General features: G+C 60.6%; 15 protein-coding genes. 1 reads left to right on the top strand and 14 read right to left on the bottom strand.

What is annotated here, in order from left to right; genetic code table 11:
• Positions 1–17: 17 nt before the first annotated feature.
• The 9 genes from F3J36_RS09455 to F3J36_RS09415 all read right to left on the bottom strand — a co-directional run bounded on the left by F3J36_RS09455 (position 18) and on the right by F3J36_RS09415 (position 14,200).
• Positions 18–635 (bottom strand): YfgM family protein, encoded by a 618-nt coding sequence (locus F3J36_RS09455; protein ID WP_150360863.1) that lies wholly within the window; start codon positions 633–635, stop codon positions 18–20.
• Positions 636–674: 39 nt separating this feature from the next.
• A complete protein-coding gene (hisS, locus tag F3J36_RS09450) occupies positions 675–1,949 on the bottom strand; it encodes a histidine--tRNA ligase (RefSeq protein ID WP_058770848.1) in 1,275 nt (424 codons plus the stop codon).
• A 105-nt stretch (positions 1,950–2,054) separates the two neighbouring features.
• Positions 2,055–3,176 carry a flavodoxin-dependent (E)-4-hydroxy-3-methylbut-2-enyl-diphosphate synthase gene (ispG, locus tag F3J36_RS09445; protein WP_021506559.1) on the bottom strand — a complete coding sequence of 374 codons (1,122 nt, stop codon included), beginning with the start codon at positions 3,174–3,176 and terminating at the stop codon, positions 2,055–2,057.
• A gap of 38 nt (positions 3,177–3,214) precedes the next feature.
• Positions 3,215–4,237 (bottom strand): cytoskeleton protein RodZ, encoded by a 1,023-nt coding sequence (gene rodZ, locus F3J36_RS09440; protein WP_150058768.1) that lies wholly within the window; start codon positions 4,235–4,237, stop codon positions 3,215–3,217.
• Positions 4,227–4,961, bottom strand: a complete 735-nt coding sequence (pilW, locus tag F3J36_RS09435) for a type IV pilus biogenesis/stability protein PilW (RefSeq protein WP_058770850.1) — start codon at positions 4,959–4,961, stop codon at positions 4,227–4,229. The genes rodZ and pilW overlap by 11 nt, the downstream gene beginning before the upstream one ends.
• Before the next feature lie 75 nt (positions 4,962–5,036).
• Positions 5,037–6,206 (bottom strand): bifunctional tRNA (adenosine(37)-C2)-methyltransferase TrmG/ribosomal RNA large subunit methyltransferase RlmN, encoded by a 1,170-nt coding sequence (locus F3J36_RS09430; protein ID WP_021506556.1) that lies wholly within the window; start codon positions 6,204–6,206, stop codon positions 5,037–5,039.
• A gap of 187 nt (positions 6,207–6,393) precedes the next feature.
• Positions 6,394–6,825 (bottom strand): nucleoside-diphosphate kinase, encoded by a 432-nt coding sequence (gene ndk / locus F3J36_RS09425; RefSeq protein WP_021506555.1) that lies wholly within the window; start codon positions 6,823–6,825, stop codon positions 6,394–6,396.
• Positions 6,826–6,994: 169 nt separating this feature from the next.
• The gene (gene pbpC / locus F3J36_RS09420; RefSeq protein ID WP_247653172.1) at positions 6,995–9,292 is read right to left on the bottom strand and encodes a peptidoglycan glycosyltransferase PbpC; all 2,298 of its coding nucleotides are present in this window, start codon (positions 9,290–9,292) and stop codon (positions 6,995–6,997) included.
• A 27-nt stretch (positions 9,293–9,319) separates the two neighbouring features.
• Positions 9,320–14,200, bottom strand: coding sequence for an alpha-2-macroglobulin (locus F3J36_RS09415; RefSeq protein ID WP_166719569.1), 4,881 nt, complete (start codon positions 14,198–14,200; stop codon positions 9,320–9,322).
• Between the two features lie 146 nt (positions 14,201–14,346).
• Between F3J36_RS09415 and sseA the strand changes: the two genes are divergently transcribed.
• On the top strand, positions 14,347–15,186 hold the full coding sequence (gene sseA, locus F3J36_RS09410) for a 3-mercaptopyruvate sulfurtransferase (protein ID WP_166719568.1): 840 nt from the start codon (positions 14,347–14,349) through the stop codon (positions 15,184–15,186).
• 91 nt (positions 15,187–15,277) lie between these two features.
• Here the strand turns inward: sseA and sseB are convergent, their stop codons facing one another.
• The 5 genes from sseB to trmJ all read right to left on the bottom strand — a co-directional run bounded on the left by sseB (position 15,278) and on the right by trmJ (position 20,077).
• Positions 15,278–16,045, bottom strand: coding sequence for an enhanced serine sensitivity protein SseB (sseB, locus tag F3J36_RS09405; RefSeq protein WP_058758294.1), 768 nt, complete (start codon positions 16,043–16,045; stop codon positions 15,278–15,280).
• Positions 16,046–16,097: 52 nt separating this feature from the next.
• Positions 16,098–17,384: an aminopeptidase PepB gene (gene pepB / locus F3J36_RS09400; protein ID WP_166719567.1), complete on the bottom strand. Its 1,287-nt coding sequence runs from the start codon at positions 17,382–17,384 to the stop codon at positions 16,098–16,100.
• Between the two features lie 57 nt (positions 17,385–17,441).
• Positions 17,442–18,611, bottom strand: coding sequence for an IscS subfamily cysteine desulfurase (locus F3J36_RS09395; protein WP_166719566.1), 1,170 nt, complete (start codon positions 18,609–18,611; stop codon positions 17,442–17,444).
• An 89-nt stretch (positions 18,612–18,700) separates the two neighbouring features.
• Entirely contained in the window at positions 18,701–19,198 is a 498-nt protein-coding gene (gene iscR / locus F3J36_RS09390; protein WP_031279392.1) for a Fe-S cluster assembly transcriptional regulator IscR, read from the bottom strand.
• A gap of 135 nt (positions 19,199–19,333) precedes the next feature.
• Entirely contained in the window at positions 19,334–20,077 is a 744-nt protein-coding gene (gene trmJ / locus F3J36_RS09385) for a tRNA (cytosine(32)/uridine(32)-2'-O)-methyltransferase TrmJ (protein ID WP_031279390.1), read from the bottom strand.
• Between the last annotated feature and the right edge of the window lie 2 nt (positions 20,078–20,079).

Raw genomic sequence — 20,079 nt, 5'->3', positions numbered from 1 at the left:
GCGCTCTCTTGACTGGCTTAACTTAAGTTATTCATCTTCATCTGCAGCATCTGCTTCAGCGCAGGAGAAGCCTGCGATTCCGCACCTTTGCTCCAGGCATCACGGGCGCCCTGTTTATCGCCTTTGCTCAGCAGTGCTTCGCCACGAATGTCCGCCACAATGGCTGTCCAGCCATCACCCTTCACATTGTTCAGGGTAGTAAGGGCGGCATCGGCCTGATTTTGCTGCAGTTGAATGCGTGCCAGACGCAGGTTGATCACCGCCTGCAGATTGGCATCTTTGGTGTCTTTCAGCCCGCTCTGTAACAGCGTGATGGCTTTGTCTAACTGATTGGCGGCAACGTACTGTTTAGCCAGATCCAGCGCGGCCAGCGCACCGTAGGTGTTGTTGTTCTCGCTGGCGAAGCTGGCGACCGCTTCCAGCGTCTGCGGCTTGTCTGCCTGCATGGCGCTGGTCAGCTGCTGATACTGCGCCGACGCGGCTTTGTCCGTCCCTTCCTGATGGCTGCTCCAGAAACGCCAGCCACCCAGTGCAGCGATACCGACGATAACCCCGACCGCCAGTGCTTTGCCATTATTGGCAAAGAAGCGACGCAGCGCATCAACCTGTTCGTTTTCGTTGCTGTAAACTTCCACGCAATCCCTCTCCTTAAAATGCCTGTTGCAGTGCTGCGCTTACTGCAGCAGCGTGTGCAGCGTCGCGGCGGCGTCGCTCTGCGCCAGCGTCTGCTGATCGCCGGTGCGCAGGTCTTTAATCACCACCTGGCCCGCTTTCACTTCGTCTTCGCCCAGCACCAGCGCAATGCGTGCGCCCCACTTGTCTGCACGGGCAAACTGCTTCTTGAAGTTACCGCCGCCGAAGTTGGTCATCAGCTTCAGCGCCGGGTCGGCATCACGCAGTTTTTCCGCCAGTTGCATCGCGGCGGACTGCACGCCCTGCCCCGAAGCGATAACATAGACATCAACAATGCGCGTCGGTTCAAATTCCGGATTCACCGCCTGCACCAGCAGCACCAGACGCTCGAGCCCCATGGCAAAACCGACCGCCGGCGTCGCGCGGCCGCCCAGTTGCTCCACCAGACCATCATAGCGACCGCCACCGCACACGGTGCCCTGCGAGCCGAGGCTGCTGGTCACCCATTCGAACACGGTGCGGTTGTAGTAGTCGAGGCCGCGCACCAGGCGCTGATTGATGCGATATTTGATGCCGGCATCGTCGAGCAGCGCGCACAGGCCGCTGAAGTGTTCACGTGACTCCTCGTCGAGGAATTCACCCAGCGTCGGCGCGTCGTTAAGCAGCGTCTGAATATCCGGATTTTTGCTGTCCAGCACGCGCAGCGGATTGGTATACATGCGGCGTTTGCAATCTTCGTCCAGCACCTCTTTATGCTGTTCGAGGAAGGCCACCAGCGCGCTGCGGTAGTTGGCGCGTGCTTCCAGTGAACCGATGGAGTTCAGTTCCAGCTCAACGTGGTCAGCAATACCCAGCGCTTTCCACCAGCGATGGGTCAGCATGATCAGCTCGGCGTCCACGTCCGGCCCCTGCAGGCCAAACACTTCCACACCCATCTGATGGAACTGGCGATAGCGCCCCTTCTGTGGACGCTCGTAGCGGAACATCGGACCGATGTACCACAGGCGCTGCTCCTGATTGTACAGCAGACCATGTTCGATACCGGCGCGCACGCAGCCTGCGGTGCCTTCCGGACGCAGCGTCAGGCTTTCGCCGTTGCGGTCTTCAAAGGTGTACATCTCTTTTTCAACCACGTCGGTGACTTCACCGATCGCGCGGCTGAACAGTGGGGTTTGCTCGACGATTGGCAGACGGATTTCACTGTAGCCGTAGCTGGCCAGCACCTGCTTCAGGGTGCCCTCAATACGCTGCCAGATGGCGGTATCTGCCGGCAGGTAATCGTTCATCCCGCGAATCGCTTGAATATTCTTCGCCACGTTAGAATCTCTTAATACAAAAAAACCTGTCCGGCATCATACCTTATGAGGATGAAACCGCACAGGTTCAATCACAACTGGCGTGCGCCGGGCGCACACCGTCCTTTATTTTTCCAGCTGCTGCACGTTGATGCGGCGGCTCTCGTCCAGCATGGTGGCTTTTGCACGGATGCGCGCTTCCAGCTGATCGATCATGTCATTGTTGTCGAGACGATCGCGCTGGCGCACGCCATCTTCGTAGAAACCGCTTTTCTTGTTGCCGCCGGTGACGCCGAGCGTCGAGACCGTGGCTTCGCCGGGACCGTTCACCACGCAGCCAATGATCGAGACGTCCATCGGCGTAATGATGTCTTCCAGCCGCTCTTCCAGCGCGTTCACCGTGCCAATGACGTCAAACTCCTGGCGCGAACAGGTCGGGCAGGCGATGAAGTTGATGCCGCGTGAGCGGATGCGCAGTGATTTCAGGATGTCGTAGCCGACTTTAACCTCTTCAACCGGGTCAGCGGCCAGCGAAATGCGCAGCGTATCGCCAATCCCTTCCGCCAGCAGCAGACCAAGGCCGATCGCTGATTTCACCGCTCCCGCACGCGCGCCACCGGCTTCGGTGATGCCAAGGTGCAACGGCTGATCGATGGCTTTTGCCAGCAGACGGTAAGATTCCACCGCCAGGAACACATCGGAGGCTTTGACGCTCACTTTGAACTGGTCAAAGTTGAGGCGATCGAGGTGATCAACATGACGCATCGCGGATTCGAGCAGCGCCTGCGGCGTTGGCTCACCGTATTTTTCCTGCAGATCTTTTTCCAGCGAACCGGCGTTAACGCCAATACGGATCGGAATATTGTGGTCACGGGCGCAATCCACTACCTGGCGAATACGCTCGTTGTTACCGATGTTGCCCGGGTTAATGCGCAGGCAATCGACGCCGTACTCGGCCACTTTCAGGGCGATGCGGTAGTCAAAGTGAATGTCCGCTACCAGCGGCACGTTGACCTGCTGCTTAATCAGTTTGAAGGCTTCCGCCGCATCCATGGTGGGCACGGACACACGCACGATATCCACACCGACGCGCTCCAGCTGACGGATCTGATTCACCGTGGCTTCGACGTCCGTGGTACGGGTGTTGGTCATTGACTGAACGGCGATAGGCGCGCCATCGCCAACCGGCACCTTGCCGACGTAAATACGTGTAGATTTGCGACGGATAATGGGTGCTTCGTTATGCATATTCTCTCTCCACAATTACCCGGAAAGCGCGCTGCGCGTTATTGCGCACCCAGCGTCAGACGGGCAACCTGGTTATTACGGATAAAACGACTTAAATCAACGGGCTGATTCTGATATTGCACGTCAACCGCACCCGGAGCGCCAATTTTCAGACGATACGGAGCGGTGCCGGACAGGCTGAGTTTACCGCCGCTACGTTGCAATCCGCTGAACAGCTTCTTACCGGTCGCATCGGTGACTTCCAGCCAGCAGTCAGCTTTGAAGTTCATCACCACGGCGTTAGGGTCGCCCGCAGGCTGGCTGACGGCAGCGGTACCGGTTGGCATTGAGCCTGCCGGCACGCTGTTGGCCGGCGCCGGTGAGGTGGCCGCTGGCGGTGCGTTATCAATCGGCGCCTGGCTCGGGGACACCACTGCGTTGTCGCTGCTGGTTGCCGTGTTGCTGCTGGTCGCTGCTGGCGCACTGCTGGTACTGCCAGCGTTGTCTGGCGTGCTGACCGCACCGGCACCGGTGTCAATCGGCGTACCGGCTGCGTTAGTGTCGCTGTCGGTAGTGCTGTCCGTGCTGTTATCACCCAGCGGAATCGACTGGCTGTTGTCGCTGCTGCTGCCGTTCTGGTCAGCCATCGACACCAGATCCGCCTGCGAGGCTTTATGGTTCTGCCACCACCAGGCGCCGGTCAGGCCGACCACCACAAAAATCACCAGCCAGGTGAAGATCATCAACCAGCCGTCACGCTTTTTACGACGCTTACCCAGTGAGAAGCTCTGCATCGGCTCAATTTTCGCCGCACGCACCGGAGCCTGCTTCGCCATCATCGGCAGCAGGTCATCTTCAGGTACATGCACCAGACGCGCATAAGAGCGAATGTAGCCGCGCAGGAAGGTCGAGGCCAAATCCGCCGGGGATTTATCCTCTTCAATATCACGCACGGTAGAAAGTTTCAGGCACAGGCGCTCAGCGACGTTTTGCTGGGTCAGCCCCATCTGCTCACGGGCCAGACGCAGGCGTTCACCTGTGGAATGTACTGCAGAATTCTCTTGAGTGGCTTCAGTATTCATTAGCTAAATAACGCTGGTACTGTATCGATTGTGGAAAACTTCGCGCCAACCGGTCGCCATAACGTGTAACGTCAGCAGCGTTTCCCTGTTGCGCGGCGAAACGTATCTGTAACCCCAGACTCTCTGCCGTTGCTGGCAAATGCTGATGGTAAACTTCTAAAAGCAGCGGCACTGAAGCCCACTGCTGCTGTTCAAGCCGTCGTTCCACTTCCGTCAGCAGCATACTGCCCTGCTCCGGTGCGGCATCCAGCGCGAGATCGAACTGCTGGCGCGCGGCGCGATCCTCTCCCGCCTGCAGGTAACAATAGCCCGAAAACAGCAGGGCATCCTGAGCGGCGTCGCTGTGCTGCGCTTCAGTTGCCAGCTTAAACTGTTGATGCGCTTCGTCATACTGCCTCAAACCGCAGAGAAACGCACCGTAATTGTTAGCCACATAACCATTCAGCGGCGCTAACTGCTGCGCGCGCTGGTAGTAATGGCGCGTCCGGGCGTTATTCTGCTGTGCCTGCGCGACGCGCGCAAGCGCCAGCGGCACCCGGTAATCGCGCGGCGCGGCCTGCTGCGCGCGCAGCAAATTGCGCTGCGCCGCGGCATAATCCTTCACCGCCAGATAGTGCAATCCCAGCTGCAGCCGGATATCGGCCGCGCCGTGCCGCGCCGGTGCTTCGACACACCCGGTTACAACAAAGCCGGCCAGCAGCGCGGCGGGTAATCCTTTACGCATCTCAGTCTCTCCCTGTCAGTTCAGCGCAGAGACTGCCATGCCTGACGCCCGATGCGTAGCAGCGGGCGCGATCTTTCAGAGCGCCTTCACAGAGATGGCTTCACCGGCCATTTTTTTACGCAGCGTACGCTTGGTGCGGTCGATAACATCGCCCGCCAGCTGACCACAGGCGGCATCAATGTCGTCGCCGCGCGTTTTACGCACGATGGTGGTGAAACCGTACTCCATCAGCACTTTGGAGAAGCGGTCAATACGGCTGTTCGAGCTGCGGCCATACGGCGCGCCCGGGAAGGGGTTCCACGGAATCAGGTTGATCTTGCACGGCGTCTCTTTCAGCAGCGCCGCCAGCTCATGCGCGTGTTCGGTGCTGTCGTTGACGTGATCCAGCATCACGTACTCAATCGTCACGCGGCCCTGATTGGCGTTGGATTTGCCAATGTAGCGCTTCACCGCCGCCAGGAAGGCTTCGATGTTGTACTTTTTGTTGATTGGCACGATGTCATCGCGGATGGTGTCATTCGGTGCGTGCAGCGAAATCGCCAGCGCCACGTCGATCATATCGCCGAGCTTGTCCAGCGCCGGCACTACACCCGAGGTCGACAGCGTCACGCGACGTTTGGAGAGGCCGAAACCGAAGTCATCCAGCATGATCTCCATCGCCGGTACCACGTTGGTAAGGTTCAGCAGCGGCTCGCCCATGCCCATCATGACCACGTTGGTGATCGGACGCTGGCCGGTCACTTTAGCGGCACCGATAATTTTTGCCGCGCGCCATACCTGACCGATGATTTCAGACACGCGCAGGTTACGGTTAAAGCCCTGCTGCGCGGTCGAACAGAATTTACACTCCAGCGCACAGCCTACCTGCGAGGAGACGCACAGCGTGGCGCGGTCGGCTTCCGGGATATACACGGTTTCCACCAGCTGATCGCCGACGCGAATCGCCCACTTGATGGTGCCATCGCTGGAGCGCATCTCTTCCGCCACTTCCGGCGCACGAATTTCAGCGCGCTGCATCAGCTTGCCACGCAGCACTTTATTGATGTCTGTCATCTGCTCGAAATCATCGCAGCAGTAGTGGTACATCCACTTCATGACCTGATCGGCACGGAACGGTTTTTCGCCCATCTCAACAAAGAATTCGCGCATCTGCTGACGGTTAAGATCCAGCAGGTTAATTTTTTCGTTTTTCGGGGAAACAACCACGGGGGAAGCGGACGACGGCGTCACAATCTGTTCGGACATAATGTTCTCTGGCCTCGTTGTTACACGTTACGGCTCTGGTTAAGAATAGGAAAAAAACAGCGCCCTCGCTGAGCCAGGCTCAACAAGGGCGCATAATTGTACTACATCTGCTGCGTGATGCCAGGGGAACGTCTTAGCCACCGGTTACAAGGTGTAAAGACGCCTGTCCGCATCCGCTACCGCGCACTTAGCGGGTACGTGGGCAGACTTCGTTTTCTGCGAAGAAGTAAGCGATTTCGCGTGCCGCAGATTCTGCAGAGTCAGAACCGTGGGTGGCGTTTTCGGTGAAGCTGTCTGCGTAGTCAGCACGCAGCGTACCGGCCAGCGCGTTGTCCGGGTTAGTTGCACCCATCAGATCGCGGTGACGCTGGATAGCGTTTTCGCCTTCCAGAACAGATACCACAACCGGGCCAGAAGTCATGAACTCAACCAGACCATCAAAGAACGGACGGCCTTTGTGCTCCGCGTAGAAGCCTTCAGCCTGCTCTTTGGTCAGGTGCAGCATTTTCGCACCAACGATTTTGAAGCCAGCGCTTTCGAAACGGTTGTAGATAGCACCAATCACGTTCTTAGCGACGGCGTTTGGTTTGATGATGGAGAAAGTGCGTTCGATTGCCATGATTACCTCTGATTAGCATCCTGAAGAAACCGGGAACCCGCTCCCGGTAAGAAAACGCGCCGATTATAGGGAGATCGGCGCGCCTTGCCTATGACTGAAGAGAGGAATTATTGAAAATAATTGATTTCTGTCGGGGCAAACACGCAAAAAATATGCCATAGCGCTGCGTTTAGCCGCGCGTGAAAGACACCGAAGCCAGCTGCCCGGCCTCATCCATCACCACCAGCTGATAGCGACCGGGCTCGCGCAGCACCAGCGAGGCGCTGCTTTTTCCCGCCGCCAGCTCCACTGGCTGCCCGTTTAAAAACCACCAGCGCTGCGTACCCTGCCCGCCCTGCACCGCCACCGGCAGCAGCAATACGGCCTTACCGGGCAGCGGCTGCACGCGCTGGCCATTGATCACGCCGGTCACCAGCAGCGGCGCGCTGTCCCCCTGATTCAGCGGCGGACAGGTCGCATCCACTGGCGGCAGGCGCTGCGCCCGCCGTTCGCCCGGTGGCAGCCATGGCTCGAGCGGCAGCGGCCACATCACGCGTTCCCGGCTTTGCGCATCCGGACAATCCGCCGCCACGCGCAGCCCTTTGCTGTTTTGCCAGAAGCGCTGGCGTAAGCCATTGACGCCCTCCTGACCCGGCGCCAGCAACGTTGGCGGCACGGTCTGATTCAGCACCCAGCTGTAACGCCGCTGCCGGCAGTTCTCGTCGCCGGCGGGCAACGGCTGGCCGCCGGGCCAGCAGATACTGACGGCGCTGACCGTTGCCGGGCGCGGATCGCCGGGCACGCCGCGCGCCGGCAGGTGTCCCGCCAGCAGGTGATTAACCTGCTGCATCACCGGCACCGCCGACGCGTAACCGAACTGGCCGGCAACCGGTGTGGCATCCGGCCTGCCCACCCAGACGCCAATCAGATAGCGTAGCGTGATACCGACGCTCCAGGCATCGCGATAGCCGTAGCTGGTGCCGGTTTTCCACGCCAGCGACACGATATCGGCAACCGCCCCGCTGGCGGCAGGCTGCGCCTCACCGGCGAGGATGCGGCGCACAATCCACGCCGCGCCGGGCGACAGTAACGGGCGCTGCAGCAGCGGCTGCTGCGGCAGCCAGCGCAGCTGCGCAGCATTACCGTGACGGGCAAAGGCGCTGTAGGCGGCGACAATGTCGTCCAGCCGCGCGCCGGTGCCGCCCAGCACCAGCGATAGATTCGGTTCACCGCCCGCCGGAAAACGCAGATTCAGGCCGACATTGCGCAGCCGCGCGGCGACGTTTTTCGGTCCAAGCGCCTCCAGCAGCTGCACCGCCGGCAGGTTGAGCGAACGCTGCAGCGCTTCGCTGGCGCTGACCGGGCCGTGAAAGCCGCTGTCGAAATTGCCGGGACGATAGTCGCCAAAGCGGCGTGGCACATCCTGCAGCAGCGATTCGCCATGAATCAGGCCATCATCCAGCGCCATGCCGTAGACAAACGGCTTGAGCAGCGATCCCGGCGAACGCACGCTGGCAATCATATCCACGTGGCCAAAGCGGCTGTCGTCATTGAAAGACACCGAGCCGACGTAGCCGCGCACCTTCATGCTGCTGTGATCGACAACCAGCAGTGCCAGCGAGGTGCGCGGCGGCAGCCGGGTTTGCAGCGACGCAGCGAGGTTCTCCAGTTCGCGCTGCAGCGACACATCCAGCGTGGAGGTAATTTTGCTGTCGGGCGACAGCGACAGCAGCCGGCGTGCCAGCAGCGGCGCCAGCTGCGGCAGCTGACGCGGCGGCAGCCATACCGGCTCCTGTTTGATTTCGGCGACGGTCTGCGCCGGCCACACCTGATACTGCGCCAGGCGATCCAGCACTTTATTGCGGGCAGCTTCAGCGCGCTGCGGCCAGCGGTCCGGGCGCAAACGGCTGGGTGCCTGCGGCAGCACCGCCAGCAGCGCCGCCTCGCCGCGGGTAAGCTGCGACGCCGGTTTGCCCAGCCACATCCAGCTGGCGGCGCCGACGCCCTCAACCGTGCCGCCAAACGGGGCGCGGTTGAGATACAGCGTGAGGATCTCGCGCTTCGACAGATGCCACTCCAGCTGCAGCGCGCGCCACGCCTGCACCACTTTGCCTCGCAGGGTACGCGGCTGCGGATCAATCAGCCGCGCCACCTGCATAGTCAGCGTGCTGCCGCCGGAGACAATGCCGTGCTGTAGCAGGTTTTGCCCAACGGCGCGCACTATCGCCAGCGGGTTAATGCCGGGATGGTGCCAGAACCAGCGGTCTTCGTAGGTCAGCAGCGCCTCGATATAGGCCGGTGACACCTCGTCCAGCGTCACCGGATAGCGCCACACGCCCTGTCGATCGGCAAAACGCCACAGCGGCGTGCCATCTTCCGCTACCACCACCCGCGCCGGCTGTAACTGGCGCAGCGGCAGCGGATCGAGCCGGTCCAGCAGCCATACTGCGCCCACCAGCAGCAGTAACAGCAGCACCAGCCCGCACAGGCGTCGGTGGCCCAGCGTCACGGGCGCTTAACGCACATGAAGTTTTTCCGGCGTGGTGCCGATGGCGCGCCACGCGGGCACATACATCGACTCCACCTGCGGTGGCGGCAGACGATAACTGCCCGGCGTCACCGCACGCGCCAGATACAGCAGCGTGCCGGGCGTGTAGCCATCCAGCGCCAGCGCGGCGACAAAGCGGTCGTCGCGAAACTCAAGATGTTTGATGTTGGCCTGCTGCATGTCCATCATGCTCTCTTTCAGCGCATCGGCACTGTCGCCCAGGCTGGCGCTGCTGTCGCTCAGGTTTTGATTTTCCAGCTCCAGTCCGGCCGGCAGCAGATCCACCACCAGCGCATCGCTGACGCGCTGACTGGCACCCACCTTCAGCCGCACCACCAGCAGCTCACCGCTCTTAAGGTTATTGAGATCGGCCGGTTTGCCGTCCAGCGTGAAGTATTCGCGACTGATGCTGAGCACGTTGCTGACCGGTGACGGCGCAGTGCGCGGATAGCCGACCACATTGAGCGTGCCGTACAGCGGCGACGGCGTGTAGCTGGTCACCGTCAGGCCCTGCTGCAACTGCTGCGCGCTCAGCCCGAGACTCAGCGGCCGATTGCTGCGCAGCGGCTGGTTCTGCAGTGTGGCCTGCCAGGCTTCACCCGGATGCTGCTGCAGCGTCCGCGCAGCGAGGAACAGCGCATTGTTCTCCTGGGTGGAGAACCAGCGCTGCCCGTGCAGCGTTTGCGCCAGTTCAATCAGCAATGGCCCCTGCTGCTCCGGCAGCAGCTGATTTTCCGTCAGCAGCGTCAGGGTCAGCGCGCGGTCACGCAGCGGACTGCCGTAATCGCCCAGCCACATGTCAGGCTGGCGTTGCAGCGCGATGCCCTGCATCAGCGCCAGCTGCGCGCGCTGCGTATCGCCCATCTGCTGCAGCGCCACGCCAAGCTGCACCAGCGCCAGTCCGGACTTCGCCTGGGCGCGTTGGTCATACAGCGCCCGCAGCGCGCCGAGCGGCGCCTGCTGCTGACGCGCCAGCACCAGCCCCGCATAGGCCTGCACGCTAAAACGCAGCGCATCGGCATCGCTGCTCCAGCTGGTTTCGATTTGCGCCGGATCCTGCAAATAACGCAGCAGGCGCTGGTCGGCGCGATTAATCACGCCCTCCGGCACGCTGTAGCCCGCTTCGCTGGCGCGCAGCAGGAAGTCAGTGACGTAAGCGGTGAGCCAGAACTCCTCGCTGCTCTCTTTGCTCCACAGGCCAAAGCTGCCGTTACCGCGCTGCATGCCGGCCAGGCGCGCAATGCCGGTGTCAATTGCCGCGCGGCGCGCCTCATCACTGCTGGTTTTGATGCCCATCGCGCTAAGCTGGGCATGATTGGTGAAAAGTGAAGGCCAGATGCCGCTGGCGGTCTGCTCCAGACAGCCATAGGGATAAGCGTAAAGCTGGCTGATGTAGCTGGCGATATTCAGCGGCGGCTGAGAACTCAGCGACAGCTGGCCACTCAGCGTGCTGGCCTGCAGGCCGTTGAAAGCGCTTGCCATCACCTGCCAGCGCTGCCCGCTGTTCATTACGTTATCGAAACTCAGGGTTTGCGCCGGATAAGCCGGACGCACGCCAATCTTCCAGCGGCGCATGCTCGGTGCCAGCGTCTCGTTCGGCAGGGTCAGCCCCGAAACGGTCACCTGCACGTCGCCCTCACCAAAACCGTCCTGCGCTTTAACCGGAATCGCCAGCGTGGTACGCGCCCCTTTCGCCAGCTGCACTTTGCCCGGGATTTGGCCGTTGACTGCAATCAAGCCGCTGGCGTTAACCGCGACGTTCAACGTTTGAGGTTGATCGGTAAGGTTGGTCAAATCCAGCGCCAGTGTTGATTGATCGCCGCTGGCAAGAAAGCGCGGCGTCGCCAGTTCGCTTACCAGCGGTGCGGCGACCACCATTTTACGATCCGCCGCGCCGAAACTGTCTTCGCTCCACACCTGCGCCATCAGCCGCAGCTCGCCGTTGAAGGCCGGTACCGGCAGTTCCAGCGTGCCCTCGCCGCTGGCATCCAGCGTCACCGGTTGCAGCTGCTGCGCCACAATCTGCGCCTCGGTGACCGGCTTTTTACCGCCGCGCGACAGCGCATCGGCATCATCCCCGTCACCGCCAAAACGCAGCGCCGCCAGTTTGCCACCGCCCTCAATCAACTGTCCGAACACGTCATACTGATCGGCGTTGTAGCGCTTGCGGCCAAAGAAGCCGTTCCACGGATCGGGGGTGGCATAGTCGGTAATGCTCAGCACGCCGCTGTCCACCGCCGACAGCAACACCTGCACCTGCTGCGGCAGCGCACCGCCCTCCCCGCGGGCTTTAACCTTGACTTGCACGGTTTGTTCCGGCCGAATCCTGTCCGGTGCCTCAAGCGCCAGCGTCAGGCGGCGCGCGGCGGTTGCCATCGGCAGATGCAACAAGCCGACCGCGCGTTTTGGCGTGGTGCCGTTCGCTTTGTCGCCGTCGCGCACCACAATCGCGCTGAGATACAGATCGTGGCGTTTCCACTCCGCACTGACTGGCACATTAATGGTTGCGCCGCCCGCCGGTACATCCAGCGGTTGCCACCACAAGGTGCCGCTGCTCGACTCCACCAGCAGATAGCCTTTGCCGGCCGCCGGGGATTCCACCGTGACACGCGCGGTGTCGCCGGGTTGATAGGCGGCTTTGTCGATCTTCAGTTTGACCTGATCCGGACGCAGCGCGCCGGTGCCGTTGGTGTTGTCCTGCCACCAGTAACCTGCCTGGAAACGCACGCTGCTGACGACGTTGTCACCGGCATGCACTTCAAGACGATAGGTGCCCCACTCTACCGGGAAGCTGACTTTCTGGCTGCCGCCCGCCGCAATGCTGATGCGCTGCTGCTCTTCCTGCAGATCTTTTTCATCGTAACGTGACTGCCAGCCTTCACTGTCGGAGAAGCTCCAGAAGTAGTCGCGACGTTCGTGGATCAAACGCACATCAAGGTCCTGCGCCGCCAGCTTTTCGCCCTGCGCATTGGCGTAAACCACGTCAAATTCGGCGAGGCTGTTTTCCGGCACGGTTGGCTCATCGTTATAACGATCGGTGCGATAGTCGTACACCGATTCGCTGTTAAACAACGGACGAATGCCCGGCAGCGTGGCCGCAGGCCAGATCGCTTGCGTGGTGCGGCGCGTTACCGGACGACCGCCGGTCTCCAGCAGGCTGGCCTGCAAAATCAGGTTGAGCGGAGAGTGGCTCTCCGCCCAGCTGCTTTCGACCTTAAGCTGCAGCCTGCCGCTGTCGTCCAGCTTTTCATCCACATCATCAAGGCTTCGTTTCAGTTCCTCAGTGATGTCGCCAAATTGGTAATCTGGCAACGCAGCGACCGCTTCACGCGCCGGGCGCAGGAACAGCTGGCCTTGCAGTTCGTTGCCTGCCGCTGGCGCGCCATACAAATAGCGACCTTCGATATCAAAGGTGACGTCGGCATCTGGCGACAGTGGCTGAGTGTTGCTTTTAAGCGACAGCGCCATCCGTTCTGGCAGGAAATCTTCTACATTGAACGGCCAGCTGCGCGGCTGGTTGTCGCCGCTGTTAATACGCAGCGTCCATTTACCGGTCATCGCCGAGGCCGGTAAGGCAAAACGTTGTTGATAAACGCCGTTCTCTGGCTGCCAGACGAAGGTTTGTGCCACTTCACCATTCGGCTGCACCACTTCAGCTTTCACCGGCTGCGGCGGCAGTGGTTTGCCATCGGCATCGCGCAGCAGCGCATTAACGATCACCGTTTCGCCAGGGCGATAGAGATCGCGCGGGCCAAAAATGAAGAACTGTTTGTCGTAGCCTTGCGGGCCATCAATCGGGAATTCGGCCAGATCCAGCGCCGGGCGATTAAGGTCGATGAGCGAAGTCTGGCCTTTACTGGTCGCCAGCAGCAGCTTGCCTTTGGCGTTAGCCGCTAAACGCAGATGCCCCTCGCTGTCGCTGCTGCCGCTCGCCAGCTGTTGGCCTTTTTCATCCAGTAACTGCACGCTGACATCCGCTAGCGGATCGCCACTGGCGAGGCTTTGTGTAAACAGTTCCAACTGGGTGGGAAAACGGTGCAGCGACAGACCAATGTCGCTCAGGGTGAACAGTGTCGCCGGTTGCGTGTAGTTGTAGGTGCCGGCCTGCTTCATCACCGCCAGATAGACACCCGGCTGTTTCAGCGCCGCGACGTCGCCGAGCGGCAGCTGCATTTTTTCCCGCGTATTGCGTGCCGGGTTGAGATCGAAGCGGCCGCTGTAAACCAGATCGGCGTTTTTCAGCAGATCGCGCGATTCCCAGTACGACAAATTGTTGCCGTAATTCCACTGGGCGAGAAAATCTGCCAGTGAGGCATTTTTCACCCGGAAGAAATCAACATCGATCTGGTTAACGTTGAGCGCCAGCACCGGCAGTCCCTGCGCCAGGCGCAGCGGCAGCAGCGAGCCACGACTGGCGAAACCGACCATCGGCTGGATGTCGCGCGTGGTGAGTGTCTGGCTGAATGGGCTGGCTAAGGCACTGCCATCCGCGGCCTTCAGGCCGGCATTGACGGTGACGGTGAGCTTGCGCGCCGGCTGCGGATGACGGAAGCGCAGCACTTTGCCGTTCTGCGCCAGCTCCCAGCCTCCGTCGACCTTGCCGCTGCTGTCATCGGTGAGGCTGATCCAGTGGTTGAAATCCTGCTGACCGTCGAGCGCGCGGTTGAAGGTCAGTACCAGCGCCGCCGCGCCGTCCAGCTGCAGCTCGGACAGGTCGATCACCTCAAGAGCGCGTGTCGCGGCCTGCGGCGCAGGCATATCAGCCGCCTGCAGCGACGGCTGCGCGCCGCCCAGTAATGCGCCGCCGATCAGCACGCTGAACAGCAGTCGTTTTACACATCTTGCCATGGTAATTCCCTCACCAGCCCCAAAAGGTTAAACGTGTTGTGCTGCGCAATTTCACATCAAGCCGCCAACTTTAGCAATGTTACCCTTGAGATAGCCTTCACATTCCCGGACACTGGGCCTTTGCCGCTGATGGAGAAGAGGTTGCTATGACAGCCATGTTTGTGTCCGCTGATTGGTTGAATGAACATTACCACGAAGAGCGTTTGCAGGTGCTGGATGCCCGCATGCTGCCGCCAGGTCAGGAAGTGGTGCGCGATATCACGGCGGAGTATCTGGCCGGGCATCTGCCGGATGCGCCTTTTTTCAACATCGAAGCGCTGTCCGATCACACCAGTCCGTATCCGCATATGATGCCGCGCGCAGAGACCTTTGCCGTGGCGATGCGCGAGCTGGGCATCAGCCAGGATAAGCATCTGGTGGTGTACGACGAAGGCAATCTGTTCTCCGCGCCGCGCGCCTGGTGGATGCTGCGCGCCTTTGGCTGTGAGCAGGTGTCGATTCTGGCGGGCGGCCTGCAGGGCTGGAAAGCCGCTGGCTTCAGCCTGGCTACCGGTCCGATAAATCTGCCTGAAGGCGAGTTCGACGCACAGTACGACAGTAGCCAGGTAAAGCGCCTGACCGATGTGCTGCTGATCAGCCACGAGGGCGGCGCGCAGATTGTCGATGCGCGCGCGGCCAACCGTTTCAATGCCGAAGTGGATGAGCCGCGTCCCGGCCTGCTGCGCGGCCATATCCCGCACAGCCTGAATATGCCGTGGAACGATCTGGTGGCCAACGGTGAGCTGAAACCGGCCGCCGAGCTGCGCGATCTGTTTGCAAAGGCAGGCATTAAGCTGGATCAGCCGATTGTCGCCAGCTGCGGCTCCGGCGTGACGGCGGTGGTGGTGATTCTGGCGCTGACCGCGCTGGGCGTGCGTGACGTGACGCTGTACGACGGTTCGTGGGGAGAATGGGGCAGCCGCGACGATTTACCGATTGAGAAATAAGTGTCGGATGTGGTGCGTGTAACCGGTCGCCGTAAACGGCGACCCTACATGGCATCGGTGCGATTTACCGGCGCACTGATGCGCACCGGCACTAAATAATCCGCTGGCTGCCTTTGAAATCGCGCAGGAAACTGCCCCAGCGGCGCTCATAAAACGGCGTAATGTGCGCGGTGAAGAAATGGCTGACACCCTGCTCGTTGCTGACCACTTCACAGATATCAATTGGCGCGTCATCGGGCAGCGTATCGGTCGCCACGCTGCCGGCCGCCTGAATAATCGCATCAATATCGCTGTCGGCTTCAATCCCAATCAACAGATTCGCCTGTTCATCGGCACGCTCACGAATGCTGGCAACGTAGGCGCGACGCACCTGTTTGTATTTCGCAAACAGCTGGGTCAGCGAATCGATCATCTGCGCTGGCGGCTCGGCCACTTCGGACAGCAGCAATGCATGACCGCCCTCCAGCACCGTTTGCTGGCTCAGCGCACTGCCCTCTTCGCCCAGCAGATGCGCGATCTCACCGGGTGAAAACTCTTTGCCGGCCGGCAGTTTTGGATTGAGGAACAGCGTTTCGCCCAGCGTCATTTCAAACAGCGTGCGCGTCGGTAAACGCAGGTACGGCTGCTCACCCTGGATGGCTTCGCTCATCGCTGCTTCTGAGGTAAAGAAAGGGATCACGCTGCCGCCGCCCTCTTTCTCCCAGTGCTGTAATTCTACCGGCGAGGTGGCATCAAACTGCTCCGCGGGACTTTCGCCCGGCACCCAGACATCGGCCTCCAGCAATAGCTGAAAAAATTCCGGACGGTGCGCAGGCTCGGTGGCCGCCAGCTTCAGCACCTCTTCAAGACGGTTACTCATAAGGGATAGGCTTCCAAAAAAGACGGCAGGTTGCAGCCTGCCGTTGTCGGGATTATTTCAGTAACAGATTGGCAATGGTACGCACGCCAAGGCCTGTCGCACCGGCGGACCACTGATCGACCGCGCTTTTGCGATAGGTCGCGGAGCAGTCAATGTGCAGCCAGCCCTGCTGATAGTTGCTGACGAACCATGAGAGGAACGCCGCCGCGCTGCTGGCGCCCGCCGCGTGGGCTGCGCTGGCGATGTTATTCAGATCGGCAAAGTTGGACGGCAGATGGTTGCGGTGGAATTCGGCCAGCGGCAGACGCCAGAAAGCTTCATTCTCGCTGGTGGCGCTGCCCAGCAGCGACTCCGCCAGCACGTCGTCAAAGGTAAACAGCGCATGGTAATCGTTGCCCAGCGCGGTTTTCGCGGCACCGGTCAGCGTGGCCGCATCAATCAGCAGCTGCGGACGCTGTTCGCTGGCGTCGATCAGCCCGTCGGCCAGTACCAGACGCCCTTCGGCGTCGGTGTTCATCACTTCAACGGATTTCCCGTTGCGATAGCGGATGATGTCGCCAAGGCGGAACGCGTTGCCGCTTACCATGTTATCGGCGCAGCACAGGAACAGCTTCACGCGTTTATCCAGGCCGCGCGCAATCGCCAGCGCCAGCGCACCGGTTACCGTTGCCGCGCCGCCCATATCGGATTTCATCGAATCCATAAATGCGCTCTGCTTCAGGCTATAACCGCCGGTATCAAAGGTGATGCCTTTGCCCACCAGGCAGGCGTACACCGGCGTGCTATCGTCGCCGCCGGGGTTGAAGTCCAGCGTCAGCAGCACTGGCGGACGCGTCGAGCCGCGGCCTACGGTATGAATTCCGGCATAGCCCTGCTCACGCAGATCCTCACCTTTGATGATGCGATAGCTCACCGCGTCACCGCCTGCTTCGCTGATCAGATCGATGGCGCTGTGCGCCAGCTGCTCCGGGCTCAGATCTTCCGCAGGCAGGTTGATGGTGTCGCGCACCCAGTCAACGATCTTCAGGCGACGATCGAATTCGGCCTGATCGGCCTCACTCAGCGTCGGCCATTCGACCTGACGCTGGCCTTTCGGGCTGCGGAAACCCTGCCAGAACGCCCAGCATTTCTCCAGATCCCAGCCTTCGCCGCTCAGCGCGACGTGGCGGATGCCCTGACCGTCCAGCTTGCGTCCGGCACGTTGAATGCTCATCAGCGCATCGGCACCGGTCAGGTGAACGGTCATGCCACTTTCATTGCTGCTCAGCAAGGCTTTCTCGCCCCAGCGCGCGTCGGCGGCCTGGGAGCTGAGCGTAATCGTCATGGGTTGTGTTGTCATCGCGTGGCTCCGTTTGCGTTTGTTATCCCTGCGCACTGACCGGCGCAGGGCGAAAATTTAGCGGGAAGTGGCCGGCGTCAGCGCCCGTAAGCGCGTTACCGCCTTATGTACCACCCCGATGGCATAATCGATCTCTTCCTGCGTGGTAAAGCGACCCAGCGAAAAGCGCAGCGAGCTGTAGGCCAGCTGCTGATCCACGCCCATGGCGCGCAGAACGTAGGAAGGTTCAAGGCTGGCAGAAGTACAGGCGGATCCCGACGACAGCGCCAGATCTTTCAGCGCCATGATCAGCGATTCGCCATCGACGTGGGCAAAACTGATATTGAGGATATTCGGCGCGCCCTGTTCGAGTGAACTGTTGAGCTGTACGTCGCTTAGCGTGCTGATGCCCTGCCACAGACGATGGCGCAGCGTAGCCAGACGCGCACTCTCGTCCGCCATCTCTTCGCGCGCGATGCGATAGGCCTCGCCCATGCCGACAATCTGGTGCACCGGCAAGGTCCCCGAACGCATGCCGCGCTCGTGACCACCGCCGTGCATCTGCGCGTCGATCTGCAGTTTTGGTTTACGCCGCACCCACAGCGCGCCGATGCCTTTCGGCCCGTACAGTTTGTGCGCTGAGAACGACATCAAATCCACCGGCAGCGCGCTGACGTCAAGCGGCAGTTTGCCCACGCTTTGCGTGGCGTCCACGTGGAACAGGATGTCGCGCGCGTGACACAGCGCGCCCAGCGCGGCGATGTCCTGAATCACGCCGGTTTCATTATTGACGTGCATCAGCGACACCAGCACGGTGTCGTCGCGCAGTGCCGCTTCCAGCATCGCAGGCGTGACGATGCCGTCCGCGCCGGGCTGCAGAAAGGTGACGTCAAAGCCTTCGCGCGCCAGCTGGGCACAGCTGTCGAGCACCGCTTTGTGTTCGGTCTGACTGGTGATGATGTGTTTACCGCGCGCCTGATGCTGCTGCGCCGCGCCTTTGAGCGCCAGGTTATCGGCTTCGGTGGCACCGGAGGTAAACACGATTTCGCGTGGATCGGCGTTGATCAGTTCGGCAACCTGGTTGCGTGCCACGTCAACGGCCTCTTCAGCCTGCCAGCCAAAACGGTGGGAACGGGAAGCGGGGTTACCGAAGGTGCCATCCAAAGTGAGGAACTGCATCATTTTGCTGGCGACACGCGGATCCGCAGGCGTTGTCGCTGCGTAATCCAGGTAGATCGGTAATTTCATTGCGCTAAAACTCCGTATAAAAAATCATACGTCTTTATAGCACGATTCAGCCTCTCCTGGGTTAACAGCAGAGGCTGAACGAGAGAGGATCAGGCGCGCAGATTGACGTTGATGGTTTCCTGCACGCGATGCTGCTGGAAGCGACGGTTGTCAACGCTGTTCTGGCGATCGGCCACGTCGAGGATCTCCTGGTTATTCACCAGTTCCGCCAGCGTGATGTTGTTGAGGAAATCGCTGATGCGCTCGCTCAGGTCGCGCCACAGAACGTGGGTCAGGCAGCGCTCGCCGCCCTGGCAACCCTCTTTACCCTGGCATTTGGTGGCGTCAACGGATTCGTCCACCGCGGTAATCACCGCGCCGACCGCAATCGCGCCGGCGTCTTTGCCTAACAGATAACCGCCACCCGGACCCCGCACGCTGGCCACCAGACCGTGCTTACGCAGACGCGAGAATAACTGCTCCAGATAGGAGAGCGAAATGCCCTGACGCTCTGAAATATCGGCCAGCGGTACCGGGCCCTCGTGCGAGTGCAGGGCAACGTCCAGCATAGCGGTTACGGCATAACGTCCTTTGGATGTCAGTCTCATAGCATACAACCTCGTAAGCGTCCGCCAGCGAGTCGGCGGGTTATCTGAAGAATGGAGGCCAGTCTGACATTCCCGAGTATTTTGGTCAACTATTTAACCGAGTATTTCGCTCAACTATTTAACCTGGTGTTTTACTCAACTATTACCCTTGTCGTTTTTGGGTTTTTCAAACGACGACAGCATGCCGCGCAGAATGTTGAGTTCATCGCGCTCCGGACGCGCACGGGTATAGAGGCGACGCAGTTTGCTCATCACCTGGCTCGGTGTGCCCTGGCGGATAAAACCGCTGTTCAGCATCATCTGCTCGATGTGCTGATAGAAGCGCTCCAGATCGTCAACCAGCGGATACGGCGAGGCTTCGTACTGCGGCTGCGGACTGGCTTTCTCCTGCGCGTCCAGCCACGCCATGCGCACTTCATAGGCGATAATCTGCACCGCCATCGCCAGGTTGAGCGAGCTGTACTCCGGGTTGGCCTGAATGGCGACATGATAGTGGCACTTCTGCAGCTCTTCGTTGGTCAGGCCTACGCGCTCGCGACCAAACACCAGCGCCACCGGCGCCTGCTGGCCCTCTTCCACGCTTTTGATGCCGCATTCACGCGAGTCAAGCATCGGCCACGGCAGCGAGCGCGAGCGTGCGCTGGTACCCACCACCAGGCTACAGCCGGCAATCGCCTCATCCAGCGTATCGACGATCTTCGCCTCACCGATCACATCGCTGGCACCGGCAGCCAGTGAAATAGCCTGCGAGTCCGGTTTCACCAGCGGATTGACCAGATACAGGTTGCTTAAGCCCATGGTTTTCATGGCGCGGGCAACGGAACCCATGTTGCCGGTGTGCGAGGTTTCTACCAGTACGATTCGGATATTTTGCAGCATAA

This window comes from Pantoea sp. Cy-640 (genome assembly GCF_011752635.1).
GTDB classification, from domain to species: Bacteria; Pseudomonadota; Gammaproteobacteria; order Enterobacterales; family Enterobacteriaceae; genus Pantoea; species Pantoea dispersa.
This window is presented reverse-complemented; position numbering and strand designations above follow the sequence as displayed.